The sequence below is a fragment of the Allobosea lathyri genome (assembly GCF_900108245.1).
Lineage (GTDB): Bacteria > Pseudomonadota > Alphaproteobacteria > Rhizobiales > Beijerinckiaceae > Allobosea > Allobosea lathyri.
Genome location: NZ_FNUY01000001.1, coordinates 471,965 through 492,991, shown reverse-complemented (window position 1 = coordinate 492,991; position 21,027 = coordinate 471,965). Strand labels below are relative to the sequence as shown.

Annotated in this window: 20 protein-coding genes; 11 read left to right on the top strand and 9 right to left on the bottom strand. The window is 65.2% G+C overall.

Annotation, left to right across the window (positions count from 1 at the left end; genetic code table 11):
* Positions 1-88: 88 nt before the first annotated feature.
* Positions 89-2,080, top strand: coding sequence for an ATP-binding protein (locus C4S73_RS02250; protein ID WP_103870817.1), 1,992 nt, complete (start codon positions 89-91; stop codon positions 2,078-2,080).
* A gap of 66 nt (positions 2,081-2,146) precedes the next feature.
* Here the strand turns inward: C4S73_RS02250 and C4S73_RS02245 are convergent, their stop codons facing one another.
* Positions 2,147-3,280: a GGDEF domain-containing protein gene (locus tag C4S73_RS02245; protein WP_103870816.1), complete on the bottom strand. Its 1,134-nt coding sequence runs from the start codon at positions 3,278-3,280 to the stop codon at positions 2,147-2,149.
* Between the two features lie 196 nt (positions 3,281-3,476).
* Here C4S73_RS02245 and C4S73_RS02240 point away from each other — a divergent pair, with 196 nt between their 5' ends.
* On the top strand, positions 3,477-3,797 hold the full coding sequence (locus tag C4S73_RS02240; protein ID WP_103870815.1) for a hypothetical protein: 321 nt from the start codon (positions 3,477-3,479) through the stop codon (positions 3,795-3,797).
* 62 nt (positions 3,798-3,859) lie between these two features.
* Here C4S73_RS02240 and C4S73_RS02235 read toward each other — a convergent pair whose 3' ends face one another.
* Positions 3,860-4,645 (bottom strand): bestrophin-like domain, encoded by a 786-nt coding sequence (locus C4S73_RS02235; protein WP_160115652.1) that lies wholly within the window; start codon positions 4,643-4,645, stop codon positions 3,860-3,862.
* Positions 4,646-4,867: 222 nt separating this feature from the next.
* Between C4S73_RS02235 and C4S73_RS02230 the strand changes: the two genes are divergently transcribed.
* The 3 genes from C4S73_RS02230 (at position 4,868) to C4S73_RS27825 (ending at position 6,604) form a co-directional block, all read left to right on the top strand.
* A complete protein-coding gene (locus C4S73_RS02230) occupies positions 4,868-5,299 on the top strand; it encodes an NUDIX hydrolase (protein ID WP_103870813.1) in 432 nt (143 codons plus the stop codon).
* Between the two features lie 129 nt (positions 5,300-5,428).
* Positions 5,429-5,725, top strand: coding sequence for a PilZ domain-containing protein (locus C4S73_RS02225; protein ID WP_146071250.1), 297 nt, complete (start codon positions 5,429-5,431; stop codon positions 5,723-5,725).
* Positions 5,726-6,148: 423 nt separating this feature from the next.
* The gene (locus C4S73_RS27825) at positions 6,149-6,604 is read left to right on the top strand and encodes a hypothetical protein (RefSeq protein ID WP_146071249.1); all 456 of its coding nucleotides are present in this window, start codon (positions 6,149-6,151) and stop codon (positions 6,602-6,604) included.
* A gap of 66 nt (positions 6,605-6,670) precedes the next feature.
* Here C4S73_RS27825 and C4S73_RS02215 read toward each other — a convergent pair whose 3' ends face one another.
* Positions 6,671-7,027: a VOC family protein gene (locus tag C4S73_RS02215; protein ID WP_103870810.1), complete on the bottom strand. Its 357-nt coding sequence runs from the start codon at positions 7,025-7,027 to the stop codon at positions 6,671-6,673.
* A 187-nt stretch (positions 7,028-7,214) separates the two neighbouring features.
* Positions 7,215-8,120, bottom strand: a complete 906-nt coding sequence (locus C4S73_RS02210; RefSeq protein ID WP_103870809.1) for a LysR family transcriptional regulator — start codon at positions 8,118-8,120, stop codon at positions 7,215-7,217.
* Between the two features lie 234 nt (positions 8,121-8,354).
* On the opposite strand from C4S73_RS02210, the gene C4S73_RS02205 reads away from it, so the two are divergent.
* From C4S73_RS02205 to C4S73_RS02180, 6 genes are all read left to right on the top strand, one after another.
* On the top strand, positions 8,355-9,887 hold the full coding sequence (locus tag C4S73_RS02205; protein WP_103870808.1) for an ABC transporter substrate-binding protein: 1,533 nt from the start codon (positions 8,355-8,357) through the stop codon (positions 9,885-9,887).
* Between the two features lie 29 nt (positions 9,888-9,916).
* Complete coding sequence (locus C4S73_RS02200; protein ID WP_103870807.1) at positions 9,917-10,843, top strand: ABC transporter permease; 927 nt, start codon at positions 9,917-9,919, stop codon at positions 10,841-10,843.
* Positions 10,840-12,801 carry a dipeptide/oligopeptide/nickel ABC transporter permease/ATP-binding protein gene (locus C4S73_RS02195; protein WP_160115651.1) on the top strand — a complete coding sequence of 654 codons (1,962 nt, stop codon included), beginning with the start codon at positions 10,840-10,842 and terminating at the stop codon, positions 12,799-12,801. Before C4S73_RS02200 ends, C4S73_RS02195 begins: the two co-directional genes overlap by 4 nt.
* The gene (locus C4S73_RS02190) at positions 12,801-13,904 is read left to right on the top strand and encodes an ABC transporter ATP-binding protein (RefSeq protein ID WP_103870805.1); all 1,104 of its coding nucleotides are present in this window, start codon (positions 12,801-12,803) and stop codon (positions 13,902-13,904) included. Before C4S73_RS02195 ends, C4S73_RS02190 begins: the two co-directional genes overlap by 1 nt.
* A gap of 21 nt (positions 13,905-13,925) precedes the next feature.
* Positions 13,926-15,131 carry an NAD(P)/FAD-dependent oxidoreductase gene (locus tag C4S73_RS02185; protein ID WP_103870804.1) on the top strand — a complete coding sequence of 402 codons (1,206 nt, stop codon included), beginning with the start codon at positions 13,926-13,928 and terminating at the stop codon, positions 15,129-15,131.
* Positions 15,132-15,221: 90 nt separating this feature from the next.
* On the top strand, positions 15,222-16,190 hold the full coding sequence (locus C4S73_RS02180) for a succinylglutamate desuccinylase/aspartoacylase family protein (protein WP_103870803.1): 969 nt from the start codon (positions 15,222-15,224) through the stop codon (positions 16,188-16,190).
* A 197-nt stretch (positions 16,191-16,387) separates the two neighbouring features.
* Here C4S73_RS02180 and proX read toward each other — a convergent pair whose 3' ends face one another.
* The 5 genes from proX to C4S73_RS02155 form a co-directional block, all read right to left on the bottom strand.
* Positions 16,388-17,425, bottom strand: coding sequence for a glycine betaine/L-proline ABC transporter substrate-binding protein ProX (proX, locus tag C4S73_RS02175; protein ID WP_103871250.1), 1,038 nt, complete (start codon positions 17,423-17,425; stop codon positions 16,388-16,390).
* Positions 17,426-17,556: 131 nt separating this feature from the next.
* Positions 17,557-18,504: an ABC transporter permease gene (locus tag C4S73_RS02170; RefSeq protein WP_103870802.1), complete on the bottom strand. Its 948-nt coding sequence runs from the start codon at positions 18,502-18,504 to the stop codon at positions 17,557-17,559.
* Positions 18,497-19,693 (bottom strand): quaternary amine ABC transporter ATP-binding protein, encoded by a 1,197-nt coding sequence (locus C4S73_RS02165; protein WP_103870801.1) that lies wholly within the window; start codon positions 19,691-19,693, stop codon positions 18,497-18,499. Before C4S73_RS02165 ends, C4S73_RS02170 begins: the two co-directional genes overlap by 8 nt.
* A gap of 175 nt (positions 19,694-19,868) precedes the next feature.
* The gene (locus C4S73_RS02160) at positions 19,869-20,183 is read right to left on the bottom strand and encodes an NIPSNAP family protein (RefSeq protein WP_103870800.1); all 315 of its coding nucleotides are present in this window, start codon (positions 20,181-20,183) and stop codon (positions 19,869-19,871) included.
* Complete coding sequence (locus C4S73_RS02155) at positions 20,180-21,025, bottom strand: alpha/beta fold hydrolase (protein WP_103870799.1); 846 nt, start codon at positions 21,023-21,025, stop codon at positions 20,180-20,182. The genes C4S73_RS02160 and C4S73_RS02155 overlap by 4 nt, the downstream gene beginning before the upstream one ends.
* Between the last annotated feature and the right edge of the window lie 2 nt (positions 21,026-21,027).

Here is a 21,027-nt window from a genome sequence, read left to right as displayed (position 1 = left end):
ATGGGTTCCGGGCTCGACCCTGCGGGTCGCCCCGGAATGACGGCTTTGGCTCGCAAGCGCTTCCTGCTCTCCCGATGATCGGCACCCCATGTTCGACACCATCCTGATCGCCAATCGCGGCGAAATCGCCTGCCGCATCATCAAGACCTGCCGCAGGCTCGGCATCCGTACTGTCGCGGTCTTTTCCGAAGCCGACAGGGAGGCGCTCCATGTGCGCCTCGCCGATATCGCGGTGCATATCGGCCCTGCGCCCGCCCGCGAGAGCTATCTGCGGGCCGACACGATCATCGCGGCGGCGCTGGCGACCGGCGCACAGGCGATCCATCCGGGCTACGGCTTCCTGTCCGAGCGGCTCGACCTGATCGCCGCCTGTGAGGCCAACGGCATCGCCTTCATCGGCCCGTCAGCCTCTGCGATCGATGCGATGGGCGACAAGATCCGCTCCAAGCAGATCGCTCGCGAGGCGAACGTTCCCGGCGTGCCCGGTTATGACGGCGCCGATCAGTCGCCGGAGGTCCTGCGCGCCGAGGCGTTGCGCGTCGGGCTACCCGTGATGGTCAAGGCGTCGGCCGGCGGCGGCGGCAAGGGCATCCGCAAGGTCGAGTTCGAGGCCGATCTCGATGGGGCGATCGTCGCGGCCAGCCGCGAGGCGCAAGCCGCCTTCGGCGATGGGCGGCTGCTGATCGAGAAATTCGTGACGCGGCCGCGCCATGTCGAGGTGCAGGTCGCCGGCGACAAGCACGGCAACATCGTCCACCTGTTCGAACGCGACTGCTCGGTGCAACGCTCGAACCAGAAACTGCTCGAAGAGGCTCCGGCTCCAAATCTCTCGGAGGCCACTCGTACCGCATTACACGACCATGCGCTGCGGCTGTCGCGCGCCATCGGCTACGACAATCTCGGGACGGTCGAGTTCCTCGTGGATGCGGCGACCGAGGGCGTGTTTTTCCTGGAGATGAACACGCGACTGCAGGTCGAGCATCCGGTCACGGAGGCGATCACCGGGCTCGATCTCGTCGAGTGGCAGATCAGGATCGCGGCCGGCGAGGCGCTTCCCTGCTCACAGGATCAGATCCGCTGCTCCGGCCACGCCATCGAGGCACGGCTGACGGCGGAACGGGCCGATGAGGGCTTTCGCCCCGATACCGGTGTCATCCGGCTCTGGCGCGAGCCTGCGGGGCTGCGCGTCGACAGCGGCGCCGCTGCAGGCAGCGAGGTCTCGACACATTACGATTCCCTGCTGGCCAAGGTCATCGCGCATGCTCCCGATCGCGCGAGCGCCGTTCGCGCATTGGCCGATGGACTCGAACGGCTGGTGGTGCTCGGGCCGGCGACGATCAGGCGTTTCCTCGTCGATGCGTTGCGCGAGCCCGTCTTCGCCCGTGGCGAGGCGACGACGCTGTTCCTGAGCGAAACCTGGCCGGAAGGCTGGCACCGACCTCAGACACATGGTGACGAGCGCAACGCCATCGCCGCCGCGATCTGGCTGACTGCGAATGCGGCGGATGCGCGTCTGGGGCCATGGGGGGCGCTCGCCGGTTTTCGGCTGCTCGCGCCTGCAGGACGGCCTGCCACCAGCCATCTTGCGGTCGAGGCTGACGGGCAAGCCACCCGTCTCATCATCGAGACCCATGACGGCTTCCTGCGCATCATCGGCCCTGATGGCGCGAGGGACATCGTGTTGCGTCCGGCAGGCGATTCATCCGGCTGGATCGTTGCAGTGGACGGCGTTTCTGCGCGCGTCGATGCCATTCATGACGGCGAAGGGATCTTCCTGCGACATCGCGATATCGAGGGCCGGGTCGAAATCGCGCTCACTGTCGCCGCCGAAGCCGCGCAACGCGGCGCGAACGCCGAGGCCGGAAACACCGTGCGCGCGATGATGCCGGGCACGGTGGCGGCGCTTCATGTCTGCGAAGGCGACGTGGTCGAGGCAGGGCAGGTCGTCGCTATCCTGGAGTCGATGAAGCTTTTCATGGAGCTCAAGAGCCCGGCTGCAGGCACCGTCACGCGGATCGGCACGCGTGCGGGCGCGACGGCGGCGGCCGGCGACATCCTGATGGCCATAGAAACGGCCTGACGGCGAGAATGGCCTGCGCGCCGTGTCGCGACTGGGTCGCAGCGCGGCAACTCGATATGGCGCTGGCTAGGCCGCGTCGTCCCAGAGGGCGACCCTCGAACGGCCCTTGCCGGCGCGTTTGGCATCGTACAGCGCGCCATCCGCCGAACGCGTCAGTGTCTCGGCAGTCCAGACCGTGCGATCGTCGGATGCCTTGACGGCGACGCCGACGCTGGTGCCGACCCTGACGATATTGCCGAGCACGGTGAACGGCCTGCTGATCGCGAGTACGGCGCGGTTCGCCACTTCGGCCAGTTTCTCGACATCGTCGGTATCTCGGATCACGATAGCGAACTCGTCGCCGCCCAGGCGCGCCAGGAGATCCTCCGAACGGATCATCGCCAGCAGGCGCTGCGCAACCTGCTTCAGCAGATCGTCACCGGCGGAATGGCCATGCAGGTCGTTGACCTGCTTGAAGCCGTCGAGGTCAAGCAGGAGCAGGCCCAGCGCCTCGTCCCGCTCGCAGGCTTCTGCGAGAACCTGATCGAGGCCCCGACGATTCACCAGGCCGGTCAGAGGATCGTGACGGGCGGCGAAGTCGAGCTCCCGGCGGGCGATCAGAAGCTCCTCGAACTGGCCGATGATGTGGTCCGAGCCCTCGTAGATCGAATAGAGATAGACGGCCAGGAGCAGGCTGAGCGCCTGATAGAGCGGGTCGCCCGACATCAGGAAGGCGGCGATCAGCGTGCCCATCGCGAGTGTCGAGAGCCCGGCGCAGATCCAGTAGCGCAGCGTGCGCAGAGAGGAGCCTGAGGTCAGCGCCATGGTCAGGCCCAGGCTGAGAACATGCCCACCCTGATAATCCAGCCTGAAGACCGTGATGGTCAGCACCGCCAGAACCGCTGTGAAGGCAAAGGCGGCGTAGGCGTAGCCGGCCTCCCAGCGCCGTGCCTCCTTCAAGGTCAGGCGCCGCGATGGATCCCGGCGCTTGAAGCCGATGATATTGGCAATTCGCGCCCCCGTGGTGGCGACAGCGGCGCCCGTAATCCACCAGAAAATGCCAGCCCCGGTCTGCACGGCCATGATGACAGAGCCGATGATGAGGCCCGTCGAAATGCACAGGATCTGCGGCAGCGCCTGAAAGAGCCGAGAGATGATCTCGATCTCAATCTCCGCCGGCAGCCGTGAGGCCCGTCTGCGTGGTCGCGCGAGATAGTGCATGGGCACGCATCTATCGATTCCCGCCTAAAACTCCGTCAGCGCAATCCTTCGCATTCTAGGCGATCGTGCATCGCGCCCCTGAGAAAGCCGCGCTGGCGGCAAGTCAGGAACCGTTCATGCGGCGGCTGCTACGAGAAGGTTCGGTGCCCGCCCTCAATCGATTCGTCATGGATGGGCCAAGCTTAGGAGACCAGGCATGCTAACCAGAAAGCTCGCCTTCGCAGCCCTCACCGGCGTTGTCCTGCTGAGCGCGGCTCCTGCCGGCGCACAATATTACGATCCCTATGGCCGGCCGCCGCCGCCGCGTTACGACTATGATCGCCCACCGCCGCCTTATGGCTACGACCGGCCCCGCTACAATGATGACCGGGGCTATGACCGGCCCTACAGGGCGCGGCGCTTCGGCGACATGTGCGAGACGTCGCGCGGAACCTGCGAGACCCGGCCTACGCCGGTCGGCTCGAGCTGCCGCTGCTACATTGAGGGATTCGGCGAGAAGCGCGGAATCATTCAGTAGCGAACGGCGCCCGATCAATTCGGCACGCGGTGCGGGCCATGAGCCCGTGCCGCCACAGCGCGTCACGGCCGCGTGGCAAGCGCCTTCGTCAGGGGCGCCGTCGAAATGCTCGTCTCGCCCCGGAATGGTTCGTCCATGATGACGATCAGGGCGAGCACCATTCCGATGGCGGCCATATGGATCGCGATCAACGAGACAGCCGTCCAGTTGAGCTTGTGGCGGCCGTTCATCGCCATGGCGCCGAGCAGGAAGACGGCGATCATCCACCAGAAGATGCTGGGGACCGATTTCGTCGCAGCCTCCAGGCGTCCCTGCCGGTACTCTTCAAGCTTATCCAGCAGCCCCCTGAGAGCCCCCGCGGATTCCGGGTGGGCCGCGCCGGCTGCGCGGACGCCTGCTACAAGCGTCGCGAGCGCCTGGTCGCTGTTCGCAGCGAGCGCGGGGTCCCTGAGCGAAAGCGAATACCATTCGTCCCTGACGATCGTGTCGATATAGGCCCGAAGGCTTCCGCGCGCTCGCACGGTTTCCTCACCGCCGAGGCTTCCGAGATCGCGGTCCAGGCGCGCAACGAATGAGCCCTCGCGCGATACGGCATCATCCGCCCGCCCAAGATTCGTGCGCACGTCGGACAGCACGAGAGCGAGGACGAAAACGGTAAAAGCGAGCAGGCTGCCGTGGACGAGTTCGGCGAGCTTGGTGTGTTCCTCGAGGGCATCGAGGCGCCCTGCAAACCAGATGTGATGCGCGGCAAAGGCAAGCGCCAGCGCAAGGGCAACCGTAGAAACAGCCCCGACAACCAGGATCGTCGCATCCGAATGCGCCGCTATGAGCTGAATCAGCGAAACCATGGCCACCTCCGGGCAATATCCTCGATCACAAGTCCCGTCGATCGGCAAGGCATGGCCGGATCGGCGCGGTGGAGTTGGCCATCCGACACTGGCCGGAAGAGCAAGACCTCCGCTGCTCGGGATGCCGCGCCAGCATCGCAATGATTGATGACGCAAACGTTCCATTTTCATAGACGCCCGGATGGTTTATTCTCCCACTTGCGAAGGAGGGCTAACGATTCGATGAAGATGAAGCGGATGCGTGGCAAACCACGCTCGCAAGTCGCCGCCCTGCCGATCCGCCGGGTCGCTGATGGCGTATTCGAGATCATGTTGATCACGACGCGCACCACGCGCCGCTGGATCGTGCCGAAGGGCTGGCCGATCAAGGGCGTGGACGACAGCGAGGCCGCCGCACGGGAAGCGCGCGAGGAAGCCGGGGTCGTCGGCCGGATCGAGAAAAAACCGGTCGGGCGCTACATCTACTGGAAGCGAATGCGCGACCATTTCGCGCTCTGCAAGGTCTCGCTGTTCATTCTCGATGCGGAGCGTCAGCTCGAGAACTGGCCCGAGCGTGGCGAGCGTCTGTTCCATTGGTTCAAGCTGCATGATGCAGCCGACCTCGTCGACGACCCCGGCCTCGGTGCTGCGATCAGGGCGCTGAAGCTGCGCTGAGCCGCAAAATTCCCTTGGGCTCGCCAGCCGGCGCAAACAGCACCACTGGCAAAATCGATGCTCGTTCTTTCTGGACCGGCGGCCGGCAACGAGTAGTGTGGCCCCACATCGCTACCTGGGGATTCGTTGTTGTCGGACGGTTCAGAAGATCGGCGCCATACCCGCAAGCGGATGGTTCAATCCGGCTCGATCCGGGCCATCGGCGGCTCGCGCTCGTACCCCTGCATGGTGCGTGACGTATCCGCCTCCGGCGTGAAGCTTCGCGTGCCGATCGGGTTCGATGTTCCGGAGATTTTCGAGCTGTCGGTTCCGGCCCTGGATCTCAACCGAACCGCACGCGTTGCTTGGCGAAGCCTTCATTCGATAGGAGCAGCGTTCGAGCAGATCGCAGATATCGATCCAAAGAGCCGGCTCGCCGCTCGCTGATCCCGCGAGACTCCCTGCAGGTCGGCTTGCCGCCGAAGCGCACACGCGGAACAAAGTGCCTACCCAGACAGTTCAACCTATGATTGTCCATCTGGGGGATACAATATGACTCTCGCCATATGCGTAACCGCGATCATGCTTCTTGCCGTCCCAGTGGGATGGTACGGCTGGAATTACTGGATGACGTGATTTCGGTCCATCGCGCGCCAGTCCGGCTGCTGTCGCCTTCGTACTGGAAACGGAGCGTTAGCCTCCGAGAGGGACAAGATTCGGCCCTCCAACGCAGAGCAAGCGGGTGATTTTTGCTCCGTTCCCCTCGCAGCGTCGCTTAAATTTTACCTTTGCCCCCATTTGGGAGGTGGAGACAGGTGCGATTCCGGATCAGATTTTATCGGGGGAGGTAAAACTGGCGTGAGGGCTCGTATGGCGACCAAGGAGAGCGTAGCGAATTTGAAGGCGCAGAATAGCCAGCTGGCGCAGGCATTACACGATCTGACGAGCTATGTGCGGCGCTGCGCCTGTGACGAATTTGAAAGTCGAGATGGCGGGTATGTTGAAAGATGGAAGTCGCGACAGCTGCTGGCTCTGCTGAACAAGGCAGAAGAGCTGCTGCCAAAAAGAGACATATCGAAAGCTCCCCCAAACAGCTGGCAGCCGGTTCGTACGGCCCCCAAGGCGGATCCCGGTGGAGTGCCGGTCGTCCTGGAAGCCGTCCTTCCCGACGAGACGCCGCGTGAGCAACGAATCTGGTGGAAGCCGGGGGAAGAAGGCGGTGTATGGATCAGCCAGACCGGCAAGGTCGTTCGACCTGCCTTCTGGCGCCCTTTGACCGGTGAGAGCGGCGTAGCCCGGCCCCCGCACCCGCCTCGTCGCGGATAATTGCCACAGCGACGATGATTGGGCGCCCGGCGCCCTGAAAGAGCCGGGCGTCGTTCGTGTTCGCGCCTATGGGCCCTCCAGGCCGAAGGCCGTTCCGAACGGGTCGGTCAGCTGACAGACGCGTCGTCCGGGGCTGATCTCCAGCGGACCACGCAGATGAGCGCAGCCGGCGTCGAGGAAGAGCTGGCGTTGAGCATCGAGATCATCGACGGCCCAATACGGCACCGTGCTTCTGCCGGAAGGGTTCTTCTCGGCTGAGGCCTGATGAAAGCCCAGTTCCACGCCATCGATCTCCAGCCAAGCATAGACGTTCGAGCCGTTCACATCGAGATGGACCTCGGCCTCGAAGAATCCGGCCCACCAGTTGGCGGCGTGCGCGGGGTTGTCGACGAAGATCATGATGATGCGGACGCAACGAAGCATCGCGCGTTCTCCTTCGACTGGCGACCGGATGTCGCTGGGTACGATTGAAGGCTGGCTGCTGTCAGCCCCGCAGCGGAGCTTCGCTGTGGATGCCGTGCCTGGTCTCGGAGCACCGGCAGGCCAGATTTTCTGGCTTTGCGAGCGATTGCCGCCCGTATCAACATCCTGCAGGGCAACGGCGCAGCTGTCATTCGCCGCTATCGCCGTCCCGGCGAAAGGACGGCGGCGGCGACAGGGCGGCGCTGAACGCCTCCACCAGCTTGCTCGTCGGCCTGCCGCGCTGACGAAACAGATAGATTGGCACGCGTATCCGGGGACTGAAGGCGCGAAAGACCAGGCCCTTTCCAGTCTGGGTGCGTGCAGCTTCGCTGTCCACGATACCGACGCCGCAGCCCGCGGCGACGAGGGTGCAGACGGTAACCGCCAAACTCGCATCGATCATCGAACGATAGCGCAGGCTCGCAGCATCCAGAGCCTGGGTCAGCCTGCGTCGGAACTCGTCATCGGGTCCAAGCGCCACGATCGTCTCGTCGGCCAAGTCCTCCGCGCGGATGTCGGGCCTGCTCGCCAGGCGGTGCCCAGCGGGCAAGACGATGACCCCTTCGAGATCGAACAGCTTGCGACGCGACAGATTATATTCCTCGCTGCGAAGCTGAGCGATACCGAGATCGATCTCGCCCGTACCGACAAGCCGGGCTGCGTCCGTCGAGTTGCTCGAGTGCAGCGAAATCGTGACATGCGGGTGAGCTGCGGAAAACCCGGCCACCACAGCCGGCAGCCACTCGATGCCAAGCGCTGGAATGGTGCTGACCACGACACGGCCCTGCTTGCGATCGCGCAGATTGGCTGCAAAACGCGCCAGATTCTGCATGCCGAAATAGGTGCGCTCGACCTCGGCATAGAGCGCTCGCGCTTCTTCAGTCGCGGCGATCCCCTTCGTGGTGCGCGAAAAGAGCTGCAGTCCCAGCTCGCCCTCGAGCTGTTTCAGCGCCTTGCTGACAGCCGGCTGCGATATGCGCAGCATGACCGCGGCTTCCGTGATGGAACCGGAATCCATGATCGCTTTGAAAACCTCGACCTGCCGGTAGTTCATGCAGCCTGGCCATAACCTGAGTTCATATACATCGCATAATTATGAATTTGAGGCAGATCAATACGTGTGGTTCTCTGATGGCTGTCGCGGGCTTTTCTGCGCCCGGCCCGTCGCCGCGCGAAAGCGACCAAGAAAGCTAAAACAGCAATCCCACCATGGGGTTCGGCTGGGCTTAAGCGCCCTTCCCGCCTCGTCGTGGAATGATCATTTTGCGAGCTTGGGGACCAGTCGAACATGCACAACCTTCGCCAATCCTGCTACGCCGCTGCGCTCGCCGTTGGCGTCTCTCTCATCGCGGTCAGCGCACAGGCACAGCCGGCCGGCGTCCTGCGCGTCGCTGTTGGTGCCGACCCTGCGACGTTCGATCCCGCCTTCAATGATCTGCCTGTCGGCAACGCGGTCGATCTTGCCGTTCTGGAAGGCCTGTTTCGGCTCGATCCGCAAAACAACGTGCAGAAGAACCTCGCGACCGACTATTCGTTTTCGCAGGACGGGAAGATCTTCACGGTCAAGATCCGAACCGGCAAGACATTCAGCAATGGCGACCCTCTCAATGCGGAGTCCGTCGCAGCCAGCTTCAACCGCATGCTGGATGAGAAGACGGGCTCGATCTACCGCGGGCTCTACGCTTCGCTGGGCACGGTCAAGGCCGCCGGCGAGGATACCGTCGAGTTTCACATGGCCGAGCCCAACGGCCATATCCTGATGCTCCTGGCCAACACCGCCGCCAGCATCGTCAACGTCAAGGCCGTAAAGGCCATGGGCGCGGAATATGGCCGCAAACCGGTCGGCTCCGGCCCGTACATGGTCGAGAAATTCGTCGGCAGCGAAGGTTTTCGCCTTGTCCCGAATCCCACCTATAGCGGCGCCTATCCGGCGACGCTGAAGGCGATCGACTTCACCGTCGTGCCCGAGGACGGCTCGCGCATGGCCCTGCTGGAGACCGGCAGTGTCGATGTCGTCGAGCGCGTTCCGCCGGAATCGATGCCCGCGATCAATGCCCTGAAGGATGCCAAGGTCATCAACCCGCCCAGCATGTTCTCCATCAACATGGAGATGGTGCTGCGCGGACCATTGGCCGATGCCCGCGTGCGAAAAGCACTGAATCTCGCGATCGACCGCGAAGGCATAGCCAAGGGCATCCTCGGCGGCCTCGGCACGCCCTCGGTCGGCATGGTCGGGCCAGGCACCCAGGACGAGCTGCGCAAGACCTTCCCGCCGATCGCTTTCGACCCCGAAGGCGCCAAGAAGCTGCTCGCCGAGGCCGGTTACAAGCCCGGCCAGCTCCAGCTGAGCTTCACCTGCCCCACCGGCCGCTACATCAAGGATGCGCAGGTCTGCCAGGCGCTGGCGGGGTCGTTCGAGAATATCGGGATCAAGGCCACGCCGCTCGTTGTCGATCGCGGAACCTGGAGCAAGGTCGTCGGCATGGAGCCGACCGCCCGCACCGACAATATGGGCATGGTCGGCCGCGCCACGGCCGGCATGGACTACACGCTCTACCGCCTGTTCTTCACCGGGGTCGGCGCCAATCGCACGGGGTACAGCAGCCCGCGCGTCGATGCGTTGCTCAAGGAGGGCCGCAGCACCACGGATACCGCCAAGCAGAAGGAAATCTATGGCGCCGTCCAGGAGATCGTCTGGAACGAGCAGCCCTTCCTCTACCTCTGGTACCAGACCCAGGCGCTGGGCGTCGCCAACCGCGTGCAGGGGCTGGAGGTGCAGCCCAACGAGACGCTGGTCTTCGACAAGGTCACCCTGAAATAGGCCTCGGCTCAACCAGTGGGTGAACCGCCATGTTCGTCTTCAAACGCCTGGGTAGCGCGCTGCCGACCTTGTTTGCGGTGTCGCTGCTCGTCTTCTTCTTCGTCGACCTGATCCCCGGCGACCCCGCGCAGATACTTGCCGGGCCGACCGCCTCGAACGAAGAGATCGAGAGCATCCGCAAGTTCCTTGGGCTGAACGAACCGCTGCTCACGCGCTATGGCCAGTTCCTGCGCGGCATGTGGGACCCGACGGCGGCGACATCGTTTCGCACCCACCGCCCCGTCGTCGTGGAACTGTCCGAAAGGCTGCCGAACACGCTGATCGTGGCGATCGGCGGCCTGGCGATCGGGCTGATCGTCGGCACGATTTCGGGCATCGTCTGCGCCCTCAGGCCCGGCGGCATCGCCGACATGGTGATCACCCTGCTGACGCTCGCCGGCATTTCGATGCCGATCTACTGGCTCGGCCTTCTCTGCATCTGGTTCTTCGCCGTCAATCTCGGCTGGCTGCCTGCGGCGGGAGCGACCACGCCGGCCCATTTCGTATTGCCGATCCTGGTCATAGCGACCCGCCCCGCCGCGATGTTCAGCAGGCTGGTGGCGACCAGCCTGCTCGAGGCGATGGGCAAGGACTATCTCGACACCGCGCGCGCCAAGGGCCTGAGCGAGACGCGCGTGCTGCTGTTCCATGCGCTGCGCAATTCGCTGATCGCGGCGGTGAGCGTCGCCGGCGTCCAGTTCGGCGGCATGCTCGGCGGTTCCGTCGTCACCGAAACCGTGTTCGGCATTCCAGGCGTGGGGCGGCTGCTCGTCGACGCCGTCTCCCGCGCCGATTACCCCGTCATCCAGTACGCGATCCTGATGTTCGCGTTCTTCTTCGTCTTCATCAATCTCGCCACCGACCTCATCACGCAATGGCTCGATCCGCGCACGCGCGACGAAGAGAGGGCGACATGAGCGTGATGAATACTGTCGCCTCAAGCCCCGCTCCCGATCGCGCTCTGGATTTCGTCCCGAAATCGCGCTGGACGGTGCTGCGCCGCTTGGTCTCGCAGCCCAAGGGCATCGTCGGGCTGACGCTGGTCGTCCTCTATCTCCTGCTCGCCATTTTCGGGCCCGCGCTGGCACCGCAGGACGCGTTCCGGCAGAATTTCGCGCAGACACTACAGCGCCCCTCCGCGGCCCATTGGTTCGGCACAGACCAACTCGGCCGCGACGTCTTCAGCCGCATCCTGGTAGGTGCCCGCGCCACGCTCGGCATCGGCGTCGGCGGCGTCTCCTTCGCCTTCCTGATCGGCGTCCCGCTCGGGGTTCTGGCGGCCTGGCGGCGCGGCTGGGTCGAGGCGGTGGTGATGCGGGCGATCGATGTGATGCTCAGCTTTCCCGACATCGTCTTCGCGCTGGCCGTGGTCGCGATCCTCGGCGCGAGCACGCAGAACGTCATCATCGCGGTCGGCGTCGTTTCGATCCCGGTCTTCGCCCGCACCGCCCGGGCGGTCACGCTCAGCATTCTCGCAGAGCCCTATATCGAGGGTTCGATCTCGCTCGGCGCCAGCCCGGCGCGCGTCATCCTGCGCCATGTCCTGCCCAATATCTCGGGCATGCTGATGACGCTCTCGACCCTGCTCTTCGCCTCGACGCTGCTGTCCGCATCGGGCCTCGGCTTTCTCGGGCTCGGCACGCAGCCTCCCCATCCGGAATGGGGCACCATGCTCGGCGAAAGCCGCTCCTATATCCGCAGCCACCCTTATCTCGCGACCTTCCCCGGCCTGTTCCTGGCGGTATCCGCCCTCGCCTTCAACCTGCTCGGCGACGCGCTGCGCACCATCTACGACCCTACGAGCCGTCGCACCGCGCGGCCCGCCCGGTTTCTGGATCTCCTGCGCCGCAAGCGTGCGCCTGCCGCGCCAACCGCCGCCCTGCTGCCTCCATCGCCCGGGGCTGCGGTTTCCGTACGCGGCCTGCGCATGGCCTATCATAGCCAGGAGGGGCTGCTCGAAGTCGTGCGTGGCGTCGATCTCGACATCATGCCGGGACGCACCCTCGCGGTGGTCGGCGAATCCGGCTCCGGCAAGTCGACCCTGTTGCGGGCGATCGGCACGCTTGCCAATCCCCAGGAGGTCGCGGTCACCGCCGGCACGATCGAGATCGGCGGCGAGTCGGCATTGGGCCTTGCCCCGGAGGCCTTGCGCGACCTGCGCCGGCGCAAGATTGGCATCGTCTTCCAGGACGCCGCCAATGCGCTGAATCCCGTGCTCACGGTGGGCCAGCAACTCACGGAGGCCGTGCAGACCGGCTCCAGCCTTGACGCCGCGGCCGTACGGCAGCGCTGCATCGACCTGCTGGGCGACGTCAACATCTCCGACCCCGAGCGGCGCCTGGACATGTATCCGCACCAGTTCTCGGGCGGCATGAAGCAGCGCATCGTCATCGCCATCGCGCTGGCGCAGGATCCCGACGTGCTGCTCGCCGACGAACCGACCAGCGCGCTCGACGTCACGATCCAGCAGCAGATCCTGGTGCTGCTGCGCGAGATGCAGCGGAAGCGCGGCATGGCGATCCTGCTGGTCACGCATGACCTCAACCTCGTGGCGCGCTTTGCCGACGATGTCGCCGTGATGTATGCCGGGCGCCTCGTCGAAAGCGGACATGTCGCCACGGTCCTGGCCCGCACGCTCCACCCCTATACGCAGGCGCTGCGCGCATCCGCGCCCGGCGGGGCGGAGGGACGTGGAAAGCGCCTGCTGACGATCGCCGGCGAACCGCCGATGATCGGCGCGCTACCCTCGGGCTGCGCGTTCCGCCCCCGCTGCCAGCGCAGCCAGAACCGCAGCCAGTGCTTTGCGGAGGAGCCGGCCATACGTCTGGTGGCAAGCCGGCAGGTCGCCTGCTGCTTCGCGGAGGAGGCCTGCTGATGAATGCCCCCTTCCCGATGCCCCAAGGGGGTGCGATCCCTCAAGACGACGATGTCATTGTCGTCGACGCCGCCAGCCGTCACTTCGGCGGGCGCCGGCGCCTGTTCAGCGCCGTCGCGGCTCCCGTCGTGCGTGCGGTCGATCACGTATCGTTCCGGGTGCCACGCGGAACCTGCTTCGCCATCGTCGGTGAATCCGGCTCGGGCAAGAGCTCGCTCGCTCGCCTCGTCGTCGGCCTTCTCCGGCCCACTGCCGGCGAGGTCACGATCGACGGCGTTGCCCTCTCGACGCTCGATCCGGTCGGGCTGCGCGCGATGCGACGCAAAGTGCAGCTCGTCCTCCAGGATCCGCGCGCCTCCCTCGACCCGCGCATGACGATCTTCGACACGCTTTGCGAGGCCCTGACGGTGCACCGCCTCCATCCCGGACGCGAGGCAAGGCTCGAGCGGGTCAAGGCCGTGATCGCGCTGGTGGGCCTCAGCCCGGCACATCTTGGCCGCTATCCGCACGAGCTTTCCGGCGGGCAGCGCCAGCGCGCAGCCATCGCGAGGGCGATCATCTGCGAACCGGAAGTGCTGGTGCTCGACGAACCCGTGAGCGCGCTCGATGTCTCCGTGCAGGCCCAGATCATCAACCTGCTCGCCGATCTCCAGGCCAAGCTCGCCCTCACCTATCTGATCATCACCCATGACCTGGCGCTGGTGGAGCACATGGCCGACACGGTCGGCGTGATGTATCTCGGCCGCTTCGTCGAGCAGGGGGATGTCGAACAGGTTTGCGGGGCGCCTCGGCATCCCTACACGCAGAGCCTGATGGCGATCGCGGCGCAGATCGAGCCTCTTAACCGCGATCAGCCCGCGACAGTGCTGGAAGGCTCGATCCCCAGCCCGCTCGCGATCCCCTCCGGCTGCAGCTTTCACACGCGCTGCCCGCTCGCCCGGCGTCTTGCCGCCGTCGATGGCGCCGACATCATTCAGACCGCCGACGGACGCGTCCCGCGCCGTTGCGCCGAAGACGTCCCACTCCCCCATGCGGCGCCGGGAGGCCGCAGCACCGCGACGTGCCATTTCGCGGCGAGTCCCCTCCCCGTTTCTCACGACTGACGCGATAAAAAGGAATAGTCGATGTCCGATCACAGCAATGCCTCCGAAGTCGTCATCGTCGGCGGCGGCATCTATGGCACGAGCCTGGCCTACCAGCTCGCGCTGGCGGGAAAGACCGTAACGCTGCTCGAAGCCGGCGAGATCGCCGGCGGCGCCTCCGGCGGTCCGGGAGAGCGCGGTGTCCGCGCCAATGGCAGGGATCTGCGCGAGCTGCCGGTCTGCGCCATCGCACAGGGACTCTGGGCGACATATCAGCAGACATTCGAGGGTGGCGTCGGCTACCGCCGGCTTGGCGGCCTGCAGGTCTATGACGTGTCTTACGGTCACCGCGAGCATGAGGTTCTCGGACGCATGGCGGCCAATGCCGCGGCCCAGTCGATGCTCGGCACACCGTCGGAAGTGTTGACGCGCGACCAGGCGCTGGCACGCGAGCCGGAACTCTCTCCCGCTATCGTCGGCGCGATCTATTGCCCCAATGACGGCGTCGGCGACCATACGTTTGCGACCCGGCAATTCGCCAAGGAAGCGGCGAAAGCGGGTGCGATCATCCGGACCGGCGCCAAGGTCAGCGAGATCGTCCACACGAAGAGTACCGCGACGGGAGTGAAGCTCGAGAGCGGCGAGATCGTGCCTGTCGGGGACCGGCTGGTCATCGTCGCCAATGCAGGCGCCGAGGCCCTGCTGAAGCCCGTGCTGAAGCCGCACGAGCTCGGGCCGATCTGGAATCTGATGCCGCAGATGCTCTATGTCTCGAATCCGCTGAACAAGACGATCAACCATCTGCTCTCGCACGCGCATCGCCGCCTCGCGGTCAAGCAGGTTCCCGACGGCACGCTGATGCTCTCGGGCGGCGCGCATGTCGCCTACACGCCGGAAGGGCTGTGGAAGGGCTCGCTCAGCGCGATGACCCAGAATGTCACCGATGCCGTCCAGACGTTCCCCTTCATCGACAATTCCACCTTCCTCAAGGCCGACGCGTCGCGGGTCGAGACCGTCTCCGTCGACCACATTCCGCTGATCGGACAGGCCGAGGGGCTCGCCAACATGATCTACGGCTATGGCTGGTCGGGCCATGGCTTCGCGATCTCGCTGGGCTTCACCAAGCTGTTCGCCGAGTGGATCCAGACCGGGGTCAAGCCCGAGGCGCTGGATCCGTTCTCGCCGATGCGTTTCCACAGGCCGGCCGAAATCCTCGCCGCCGCGCCCCTTGGCCGCGTCGCAGCCTGAAACCAGCCCAAGCCTCTCGCCAAAGCCTCTCGACGACGCGCTCACGCGGCCACGCTCCTGGCCGCGTCAGCCGCGCGCAAGGAAACGACCATGCTGACCGATTTCGATCCCAGCCGTGCTGGCAAGACCTTTTACGACCTGAGCCCGATCACCGGTGCGCTCGACGGCCTCTCCGCCGACTATGTCTGCTGCATCAACAATGGGACCGGCCCGTCCGTCCTGCTCTGCGGGGGGATTCACGGCGATGAATACGAAGCCCAGATCGTGCTGCGCCGCCTGGCAGAGAGACTCGAGCCAGCGGATGTGACCGGCCGCGTCATCATCATGCCGTCGATCAATTTTCCCGCCTCGCAGAAGGGCAAGCGGCTCTCGCCCTTCGACGGGCAGAACATGAACCGCTTCTTCCCCGGCAAGGCCGAGGGGACGCCGACCGAGCGGCTCTGCGCCTTCATGACGGGGACCCTGTTTCCGGCCGTCGACCTGCTGATCGACGTTCATGCGGGGGGCAGCGACGTCTCCGTCGTGCCGATGGTCTTCGGCTTCACGACCCCGAAAAGCGTCGTCGACGATGCCGGCCTGAAGCGCCTGATGGAGGCATGGGGCTACCGCTTCGTCCAGCATGTCGATGGCATCGACGAGACCGCCTGCGGCGCCGCCAAGCTCGCCGATCTCGCCTCCATCGAAGTCGAAGGCGGTGGCGGCCGCATGAAATCCGCCGAGCTCACGATCATGGAAGATGGTCTCCTGCGTGCCCTGGCCGCCTACGGCGCCATCAAGCCTAAACTGGAGCCTGTGCCGTTTTCCGGCGTGCATTTCACCGCCGGGCCGGAAGGCCAGTATCTCGCGCCGGAAGCAGGTCTCGTCGAACACCTGGTGTCGCTGGGCGACGAGGTCACGGCAGGCCAGCGCGTCGCGCTGCTCCATCCAGCCGCCGGAGAGCGCAGTGCGCCAAAAGTGATCGCGTCTCCGATGCCGGGCTATGTGCTGCGCCAGACGGAACACGCCTTCGTCTCGCCCAAGCAGTTGATCGGCAATATCGGCACGCCATTGGAGGGGTGATCAGACCCGCCAGGCGCCGCCGTCCAGATTTGCGGAAGGCGGCGCCGGTCCATCACGCCATGCTTAAACGACGCGGCTTCGCGCGTCGGCCAGCCCTAGCTTTGCCGGGAAGCGCTGCCTGGTCGAGCATCGCCATTCGCAGGGCGATCCGGCCCGAAGGCTCCGACGCTCGCTTGCCCGGCCTGAAACAACCAGCCTCATTTTGTCGAACGAGCGGCCTCGATCCAGCCGTCGAACATGCCCTTATGCAAGCCAACCCACTCATCGGCCATCTTGGTCACGAGGGCAGTGCTACCGCCATTCTTGTTGATGCTGGCTTCCCAATTCGACCAGTCTTCGAGCGGGAACTTCATCTGCTCCACGAAGGCTTTCACCGCAGGGTTGGCAGCGACGAAGCCCTTGTTGGCGACGGCAGACCAGTTCCATGAGGACATCGCCATGCGGCACGGATCGGCGCCGCCGGCGCAGCCCTTGACGCCGCTGACCAGAGCCGAGCCCTTGTTCGGCACGGAGGGCGGCAGCGCGTCGGCCGGTGTCGGCAGCCAGACGACGTCCTGGCCGGGGACGAGGGCATTGTTCATCCAGGATGGGCTCCAGGCGTAGAAGAACGCCGGCTCACCGCGCTTCACGCGCGCGACGGCCTCGACCATCAGCGCCTCGTATTTGCCGCGGATCGACTTGACGGTGTCCTTGAGGCCGAACTTGTCGATCTGGAAGTCGACCACGTCGCCGCAGCTCCAGCCGGGATCGCAATTGATCAGATCCGCCTTGCCGTCCCGGCCGAACAGCGCCGCGATCTTGGGATCCTTCATCTGCTCGAGCGTGGTGATGTTGTGGGCGGTCGCGGTCTTCTTGTCGATCAGATAGCCATTGATGCCGCCACCGACGATCAGGCCGGCACCCACGATCTCGGCCTGCTTCTCGACCGCGCGGAACCCGGGTTCGCGCTGCGGGAAATTGACGTCGGTTGCGATGTCGAGGTCGCCCTGTGCCGCCGCCTGGAAGAACAGCGTCGTATTGACGGTGCTGAGCTTCACGTCGTAGCCGAGCTGCTTCATCGCCTTCATCATGATCTGCGCGACGACATAATTGGCGCCCAGGCTGTCGCTTTGGGCGTAGCGGACGGTCTTGCCCTTGCCCGGAAGTTCCTGCGCAGCCGCGGGGATCGTCGCGAATGCGAGCGCGCCCATGGCGACGGCCGCCGCCAATGCCTTCAATCTGCTTGTACCTGTCATTGCATTCTCCTGCTCGGTGCCGATCTGTTCGATCGTCTTATGGTTCCCCTGACCGCCTCGCGGCGGGTCTTCGAGCCGGCGCGCCATCGCGTGCCGGCTATTCCTGCGGCCTTGCCTTGCAGCGATGGGCGTCAGAGCGCCTGCTTGGCCGCGATCGCAGTGGCCGCTGGCTCTTCTGGCCGCCCGCCCTTGAAGAGCCGCATCACGGTCGCGAGCAGCGAGGTTTGCGCCGCGCCGCCTCGCCTGGGTTCCGCCAGCTTCTGGGTGATGCGGTCGAGCACCATCGCCAGCAGCACGATGGCGATACCGCCAACCGCCGCGCGACCGACATCGAGCCGCCCCAGTCCCTGGAGGACGACGAGGCCCAGTCCCTCGGCCCCGATCATCGCGACGACGACCGAGAGCACCATCGCGGTCAGCACCGTCTGGTTGAGGCCGCCGAGGATGGTCGGAATGGCAAGGGGGAGCTGGATCTCGAACAGGAGCTGTCGCTTGTCGGCGCCGAAAGCGAGGCCGGCCTCGACGATCTCGTGCTCGACCATGCGGATGCCGAGATTGGTGAAGCGGATCAGCGGCGGCGCCGCGGCCGTGACGACGGCGACTTCGCCCGGCACGGTACCGACGCCAAACAGCATCACCACCGGCACGAGATAGACGAAGCTCGGCGTCGTCTGCATGATGTCGAGGATCGGCCGGACCACGTTCCAGACGCGGTCGCTGCTCGCGCACCAAATCCCCATCGGGATGCCGATCACCGCGCAGAACACGATTGCGGTCGAGATCAGCGAGAGCGTCGTCATCGCCTCGTTCCAGACGCCGAGCATCGCGATCACCACAAGCGATATCGCGCTGAAAGCGGCAATGCCGGGGGTCGCCAGGCGCCATGCCAGCAAGGTGAAGCCGACGACGAAAACCGGAAACGGAATCGCGTGCAGCACCGCGTCGTTCAGGCTGAGCAGCGCTTCAACCGGCCATTTGATGGCGAGGAAGAGCGGGCGCAGGTTGAGCGCGACCCAGCTGACGCCATGCTGGATCCAGCTGTCGATCGGGAAAATGGCAAGATCGTCGGCCTTAAACATGGCGATCTCCAGCTGAGGCGGTTTTGGCGGAGGTCGAGGAAATTCGGGAAAGCAGCTCATCGACACCGAGCGTGCCGACGAACCTGCCGTCTTCATCGACAACCGCGATCGGCCGGCCGTCGCGATAGCTGCGCGCGACTTCGAGGAGCTTGGCGTTGCCGGGGACGCTGACATAGTCGCTGCTTGGCGTGCCCATTTCGCCGCTGGCGCGAGCGCGACCGAGCGCGGCAGCGTCGAGTGCGCCAAGCACCCTGCCCTCGCCGTCGAGCACGAAGCCGGGCCCCGCGGCGCCCGCCGCATCGCCGACAAGGATGCCACGCTCCGATTGCAGGATCGGCGCCGTCGCACGCATCACCGAGCGTGCGTCAAACAGTCTGGCCCGGTCGATTTCGCGCGTGAAGGCCGCGACATAGTCGCTGCCCGGCTCCAGGACGATCGATTGGGGCGTACCCTCCCGAACCAGCTCGCCCTCCGACATGATGGCGATGCGCGTGCCGAGCTTGAGCGCCTCCTGGAAATCATGGGTGATGAACAGGATGGTTTTGTTCAGCGTGCGCTGCAGACGCAGCAGCTCGTCCTGCATTTCGGTGCGGATCAGCGGGTCGAGCGCGCTGAACGCCTCGTCCATGATCAGGATGTCGGCATCGGTCGCGAGCGCGCGGGCAAGGCCGACGCGCTGCCGCATGCCGCCGCTCAGCTCATGGGGGAAATGGTAGCCCCAGCGCGCGAGCCCGACGACGCTGAGCACCTCGTCGGCCCGGCGGCGACGTTCTGCCGGTGAGACACCACGGAGCTTCAGTCCGAATTCGACGTTCTCGATGACGCGCTTGTTGGGCAGGAGCGCGAAATGCTGGAAGACCATGGAGATGCGGGTGCGGCGAACCTCGCGCAACTCCTCTTCCTTCAGGGGCACGATATCGCGCCCGTCGAGCAGGATCTTGCCGGCGCTCGGCTCGTTCAGCCGGTTGATGCAGCGCGCCAGCGTCGACTTGCCGGAGCCCGACAGGCCCATGACCATATACATGGCGCCTTGCGGCACGCTCAACGACACGTTGTTGAGCCCGACGACCGCGCCGAGCTTGTCGAACACCGTGTTCTTGTCCCCGCCATTCGCGAGGATCTGCAAGGCAGCCTCCGGGTTGGCGGAGAATATCTTGTACAGATTCTGGATCTGCAGTCGCTCGGTCATATCCGAAAACCCCTCCTCTCGGCGCCCGATGTCTTCGGGCTTGTCCGACCCCCGCCGCTACGGATTAAGGGCCCGCTCGCGTTGCCCGTCTTCCTGCGATCCGGAGGATGAATACTGCTGTCCCTTATCGGAAAAGCGGCAAGTGCAATCGCGGCGCGTCACGTGGTCCACACCCTCAGCGCAGCGGCGAAAAATCGGTCGGCAACAGGATGCGATTCTCGGCCTGCTCGATGTTCTCCGACAGCTTCGGCAGAAAGGCCTGCCAGCGCGGATCATCCGCCAGCTGCTGGCGCCGCCGCGTCCTGTCCTCGAAATCGGTATAGGCCCAGAGATGGGTCACGTGGCTGAGCAGGCCGATCTCGGTTGTGAAATACCCGATCAAATGTCCGAGAATGGGCTGCTGGATCGCCAGCCCCTCGTCGCGCACCAGCTGAAGATAACGCCCCATCCGCCCGTTGCGAATGCGGTAGATTCGCTCCTCGACGATCATCGTGCATCTCCGGAATTGCTGCCGAGAAATCGACGCATCAACGTGGCCACCTGCTCGGGTGCCTCGGTCAGGATCGAATGACGGAGGCCAGTCAAAATGTGCAATTCCGAGCCACCGATGCGCTCGTGCATGTAGTGCGCCATGCGCGGGTTGGAGCCGGCATCCTCCTCCCCCGTGGCGATCAGCACGGGCACGCGGATCTGGTCGAGCAGGCCGCCGAAATCGGTCTGTGCCAGCACGCGATAGGAGGCGGCGTAGCATTCCGGGTCGTTCTCGGCGTTACGCCGGCGCAATATCGCGATCAATTCGGGATTGCGCGCCTGGAAATCCTCGGTCAGCCAACGCGACAGCGAGGCGTCGTAATGCGAGCCCCGGTCGCCCGCCTGCAGCGCCGCCAGGCGGGACGCGACACGCTCGCGCTCGTCCTCGGTGCGCCCGGCCACGGTCGCGAGCAGCACCAGCCGCTGGATCCGCTCCTGATGCGTCAGCGCCAGGCGCTGCGCGATCAGCCCGCCCAATGAGAAGCCGGCGAGATGGAAGGTCTCGAACCCGGCATGGTCGGCCAGCGCCAGCACATCGCCGACGAAATCGTCGATCTCATAGCGCCCGCCGACCTTGGTCGAGCGGCCATGACCCCGCAGATCGAAGGTCAGGATGCGGAACCGATCCGCCAGACGCTCGGCCACCCCCTCCCAGGCTTCCAGATAGGAGCCGACGCCGTGAATGCAGATAAGCGGCGTGCCGCTGCCCTGCAGGCGATAGTTCAGGGTGACGTCGCCGATCGTCAGGCTCGTCGCGCCCTCGTCCTTCGGCGCGCGCGCCGCCTGTGTCGCAGCGCCCATGG